The organism is Klebsiella sp. MS 92-3, from assembly GCF_000195655.1.
Classification (GTDB): domain Bacteria; phylum Pseudomonadota; class Gammaproteobacteria; order Enterobacterales; family Enterobacteriaceae; genus Klebsiella; species Klebsiella pneumoniae.
Map to the genome: position 1 here is coordinate 18,408 of NZ_GL882861.1, position 4,377 is coordinate 22,784.

General features: G+C 57.9%; 6 protein-coding genes. 1 reads left to right on the forward strand and 5 read right to left on the reverse strand.

The window, feature by feature from the left end; all coding sequences use genetic code 11:
• The 5 genes from HMPREF9538_RS0128455 to HMPREF9538_RS02945 all read right to left on the reverse strand — a co-directional run.
• Positions 1–219 (reverse strand): BMC domain-containing protein (locus HMPREF9538_RS0128455; protein WP_228701592.1); only part of this gene is annotated, 219 nt, incomplete at its 3' end.
• 446 nt (positions 220–665) lie between these two features.
• Positions 666–1,184: a FidL-like protein gene (locus HMPREF9538_RS02960; RefSeq protein WP_004182811.1), complete on the reverse strand. Its 519-nt coding sequence runs from the start codon at positions 1,182–1,184 to the stop codon at positions 666–668.
• Positions 1,181–1,984: a winged helix-turn-helix domain-containing protein gene (locus tag HMPREF9538_RS02955; RefSeq protein ID WP_004182815.1), complete on the reverse strand. Its 804-nt coding sequence runs from the start codon at positions 1,982–1,984 to the stop codon at positions 1,181–1,183. The genes HMPREF9538_RS02960 and HMPREF9538_RS02955 overlap by 4 nt, the downstream gene beginning before the upstream one ends.
• Positions 1,985–2,005: 21 nt before the next feature.
• Positions 2,006–2,590 (reverse strand): TetR/AcrR family transcriptional regulator, encoded by a 585-nt coding sequence (locus HMPREF9538_RS02950; RefSeq protein ID WP_004182816.1) that lies wholly within the window; start codon positions 2,588–2,590, stop codon positions 2,006–2,008.
• Positions 2,591–2,731: 141 nt separating this feature from the next.
• Positions 2,732–3,514, reverse strand: a complete 783-nt coding sequence (locus HMPREF9538_RS02945; protein ID WP_009486248.1) for an NAD(P)H-dependent oxidoreductase — start codon at positions 3,512–3,514, stop codon at positions 2,732–2,734.
• 86 nt (positions 3,515–3,600) lie between these two features.
• Between HMPREF9538_RS02945 and HMPREF9538_RS02940 the strand changes: the two genes are divergently transcribed.
• On the forward strand, positions 3,601–4,377 hold a 777-nt coding region (locus tag HMPREF9538_RS02940), incomplete at its 3' end, for a LysR family transcriptional regulator (protein ID WP_009486249.1).

Below are 4,377 nucleotides of genomic sequence, written 5' to 3' on the forward strand. Positions count from 1 at the left end.
CGAGGTCACCACTTCGCCGATGCGCTGCGCGGATTCCACACCGGAATCCACCGCCGCTTTTACCGCGCCGATGTCCCCTTTCACCATCACGGTGACCAGGCCGGAGCCGACGTTTTCATAGCCGATCAGTTCGACGTTGGCGGCTTTACACATCGCGTCCGCTGCTTCAATACAGGCCACCAGACCTTTGGTTTCGATAAGCCCCAATGCATCACCCATCGTGATCTCCTCCAGAACAGGTTTTGTTATTCGGGAAAACCGTCCGCGTAACGGCATCAACACGCGGAAGCGGCGTTCGGGGTTCACTATAGGGAATGAGGAGGTAAGTGAAATTTAAATCCGTGAAGATGAATATTTTAGGTTTTTACTCTGTGATTTAGCCTTATTTAAACTTCTTTTTATCTGTTCGTTCTGTTTTATGCGTATTGATTTTTATGATGATATGGCGCTTTTTTAGGCTATTTATCGGTGGGAGATGAATGTTAATAAGATGCTAATTACTTGCCAGCGGTTAGTAATATAGGCACGTGATAATTGTGGGTATGCTCATGTTTTGGCGACGAAGCTAAATGCAAAACGTGCGCTTTTAGCATCGTGGAAAGAGGGGGCAATAATGGAGCGTGAGCGAGGGCGCATTTTCCTCGCGGCGGTTCAGGGGGGACGGGTTAGTTAAGCGTGCTGCCGGACTTCAGCGTGCAGATGTAGAGCGGCGAGTTGATAGAGCTCAGCAGGATAGCTTTGTCGTTAAGCTTTTGCGCGTTGAGGAACAGACCGTCATGGCTGTCGGACATTTCGCGCATGAAGTAGTCGAAGATGACATTCGGCGATTCGTCGATGGATGAGGCGCTGGATTCCCACTTTTTGATGCGGTAGTGGCGTTCGGTTGCCGAGATGCGTTGGCTGGTGTAGCTGAATTTGACGTAGCGCTGCAGGTAGAGCCAGCCGGCGGCAGAATCGGTATAGCCTTCCACCACCATCGAACCGTTGCCGTTAGCGGCAAAGTTAAAATGGATATTGCCGTTCACATTCTCTTTTTCCATGTTTTCAAAACGCATGATCGCTTTGGTGGAGCAGCTCATCACGCCATCGTTGGCATCTGGCAGCAGGCGCCAGACGCTAAAACCGGCGGCGGCGACAAACGTCAGAGCGGAAAGGGCGAAAAAGGTGCGGGGCGCGAGTTTCATTGCGGCTTCCAGGAGTAGTAAAAGTAGTTATCGCAATAGCTAAACGGGTTGTCCTCGTGCATCGCGCAGTGGGCGAGAAATACCCGGCCCAGGCCGTTAGTCTCCAGCCGGTCGCCGTAGAAGAAAACGAAACGCTCCCCCGGCTTGCAGCCGAGCTTCAGCCGCTGACGCACCTCATCGAAATTCTTACCGTAGGCCGTGGCGGAAACCGAACGCAGCATTTCATCGCTGGCCAGCAGTTCGCACTGGCTGTGGTTCATCAGCGTCAGATTGATCGGTCGGGCGACGTGGGTACCGGCAAAAGTGAATGCCACCAGCAGCAGGGCGATGATCAGCAGACAGCCGCCGGCCAGATACCAGCACATTCCGCGCGCATGTGGCGAATCGGTGGGCGGCGTTGTCGCCGCCGGAGGGACGGTTTCAACAGCTCTCTGGGGTGGATTAGCACCCTCGGTAAGCGCCGGCCCGGCATCGAGCAGTTCAATGCTCAGATCCTGATTCAGCTGCAGCATGCCGCGCGATACAGTGACGATAATGTTATCGATATCGTAGTGGCGGAAGGTTTTACGCAGCATGCTCAGGTATTGATTGAGGTTGCTGTTGGAAGAGGTTAAGCCATTATCATCCCAGACTTTTTTCAACACTTCATCGCGACTGACGACGCCAGTATGGCGGAGAAAAAAATAGAGTAGCGCGCTGGCGGTGATGGATAGCTGGCTATCCGGTTCATCGCTGCCGGGCAGGGTAAGCGTGCCGTCCGTTGCATCATAAATGAGACGGGCATTGATGTTGTAGCGCATCGCGGCCTCACTCTATTCGCTTCACGCGGGAAGCGTCATTTTGGTCAGATCGTTCACCAGCGACTGGCGGTGTTCACTGCTCATGGTGCGCCCTTCGGTCAGTTCCGATAACCAGATGCCGTCGGCCGCGTAGCGTACCAGCGTGCCGGTCGGGCCGTTATCCAGCGCATCGCCCTGCGCCAGGTGATCCAGCATCCAGTCGCGCCAGCATTTTCGCAGCACCGGCTCGTCCGGCATCGCCAGCGACAGCACCATCAACTGGCGGCTTTCGTGAGTGTCCGTCAGCTCCGGGTTGGACAGATAGCGCAAATAGGCGCGGGTAAAGCGCCCGTAAGCGATGTTATCGGCGGCCATCAGTTCGCTAATCGCCTTTTCCATGATCGCCAGCAGCCGGGCGAACAGGGCGAAAATCAGCGCCTGCTTATTGGGAAAGTGATGCAGGAGGCCACCTTTGCTCACGCCAGCCTCGCGGGCGACGGCGTTCAGCGACAGGGCGGCGATACCATCCCGGCCGGCAATCATCGCTGCCGATTCAAGCAACTGACGGTGGAGACGGACGGGATCTTTTTTACGATGCTGGGCTTCCATATTCATGGCCGGAATCATACCGACCAGACGGTATGATTATTCTTGATCGCTATCAATATGAGAGGTGGCTTCGTGCGACGGGATACCGTTAATGCGTGGAGGCTCACAAATTGTCATATTAATGAACGCGATAACCCGGATGGGCTATCGCGTTGAGGTTTATTTCTTTGCCAGATGCACCGCCAGGCCGCTTTGCCCCGGCGCCAGCTCCGGGCGCAGCGTCAGCGACGGGATCAGATAATCGCCATGATTCTGCCGGCGGAATGGAATGGGCTCGGTTTGCCACAGCGTGTCCAGCCGCTCGGCCAGGGCGGCGCACTGATCGGCGAACTGCCCGGCATCGGTTTTATCCGTGCGGTAGAACACCAGCGGGGGAAGCACCTCAAAGCCGGGATAGAACAGCATACCGTGCTGAATGGGGAACAGGATGTCGTCGATGGGGCCATTGATCCCGCGCGGTGAATAGTGTTCTGCCCAGCCGCCGGCGGTGACGATCAGCATCGCCCGTTTGCCGACGAAAGTGCCTTCCCCGTAGCGATCGCCCCAGTGGCGGTCGCTGTGCTCGCCGACGCCATAGGCAAAGCCCCAGGCGTACACCCGGTCGATCCAGCCCTTCATGATGGCGGGCATCGAGAACCACCATAGCGGGAACTGAAAAATCACTGTATCGGCCCACAGCAGCTTTTCCTGCTCGGCTACGATATCCGCACTTTGGGTGCCCTGGGCAAAGGCCTGTTTGGAATCGAGGGTCGGCCGCCAGAACTCGCCGACCGGCGGCGCGCCGCTGTCGTCGGCGTCATACCCGGCCTTCCAGCGCATGGCATAGAGATCGGAAACCTGCACTTCATGCCCGGCCTGCTGCAGATGGCGGATGGCGAAATTTTTCAGCGCGCCATTGAGCGAGCGCGGTTCCGGATGGGCGTAAATCAGCAGTACTTTCATAATATCACCTCTGGCGTATGGAGAGCTGCAGAGTAGGAAAGCTGACGCTATAGTAGAAATTAATTACTTAAATTCCCGGTATAGTCGTGATTAATTTACAGCGTCTGGATCTCAATCTGTTGCGCACCCTGGATGTGCTGCTTAGCGAAAACAACGTTACCCGGGCGGCGCAGCGGCTGAATCTGTCGCAGCCCTCGGTAAGTATTCAGCTCGCCAGGCTGCGGGAGATTTTCGCCGATCCGCTGCTGATGCCGGGCCCGCGCGGCATGCAGCCCACCGCCCGCGCCGATGAGCTTCGTCAGCCGTTGCGCGCTGCGTTAGCCGCGCTGGAGCAGGCGGTGGCGCCGGTCAGCCCTTTTGATCCGGCCACGGCGGCGGAGACCTGGCGGGTGGCGGCGACGGACTATATGGCCTCGGCGATCCTCCTGCCGATGCTGGCTGGATTACGCCAGGCCTCTCCCGGCAGTCGGCTGGCGGTATTCGAATTACAGCCGGCGCGGCTGGAGCAGCAGGCGGCCAGCGATACAGTAGATCTCTTCTTTCATACCCGCGAGGGCGCGCCGCCGGGGCTGCATCAGCGCCTGCTGTTTCGCGAACGCTACGTGCTGGCTGGCCGGGCGGAACATCCAGCGCTGCGGCCTGGGCTTAGCCTGGAAACGTTCTGTCAGTTGGAGCACGTGATCGTCTCCCCGGACGGGGGCGGCTTCAGCGCGGCGACCGATATCGCGCTGGCGAACCTCGGACTGACGCGGCGGGTTGTCCTTTCCGTGCCACATTTCCTGTTTATGCTGGAGACCCTGCGCAATAGCGATCTGGTGGCGGTCCTGCCGGGGCGGCTGGGGGGGGGGGGGGGGGGGGGGGGG

Bases quoted from the DNA above. Each gene is read 5' to 3' on its own strand.
- HMPREF9538_RS02955 (WP_004182815.1), bottom strand. From the start codon at position 1,984: ATGCGCTACAACATCAATGCCCGTCTCATTTATGATGCAACGGACGGC.
- HMPREF9538_RS02950 (WP_004182816.1), bottom strand. From the start codon at position 2,590: ATGATTCCGGCCATGAATATGGAAGCCCAGCATCGTAAAAAAGATCCC.
- HMPREF9538_RS02960 (WP_004182811.1), bottom strand. From the start codon at position 1,184: ATGAAACTCGCGCCCCGCACCTTTTTCGCCCTTTCCGCTCTGACGTTT.
- HMPREF9538_RS02945 (WP_009486248.1), bottom strand. From the start codon at position 3,514: ATGAAAGTACTGCTGATTTACGCCCATCCGGAACCGCGCTCGCTCAAT.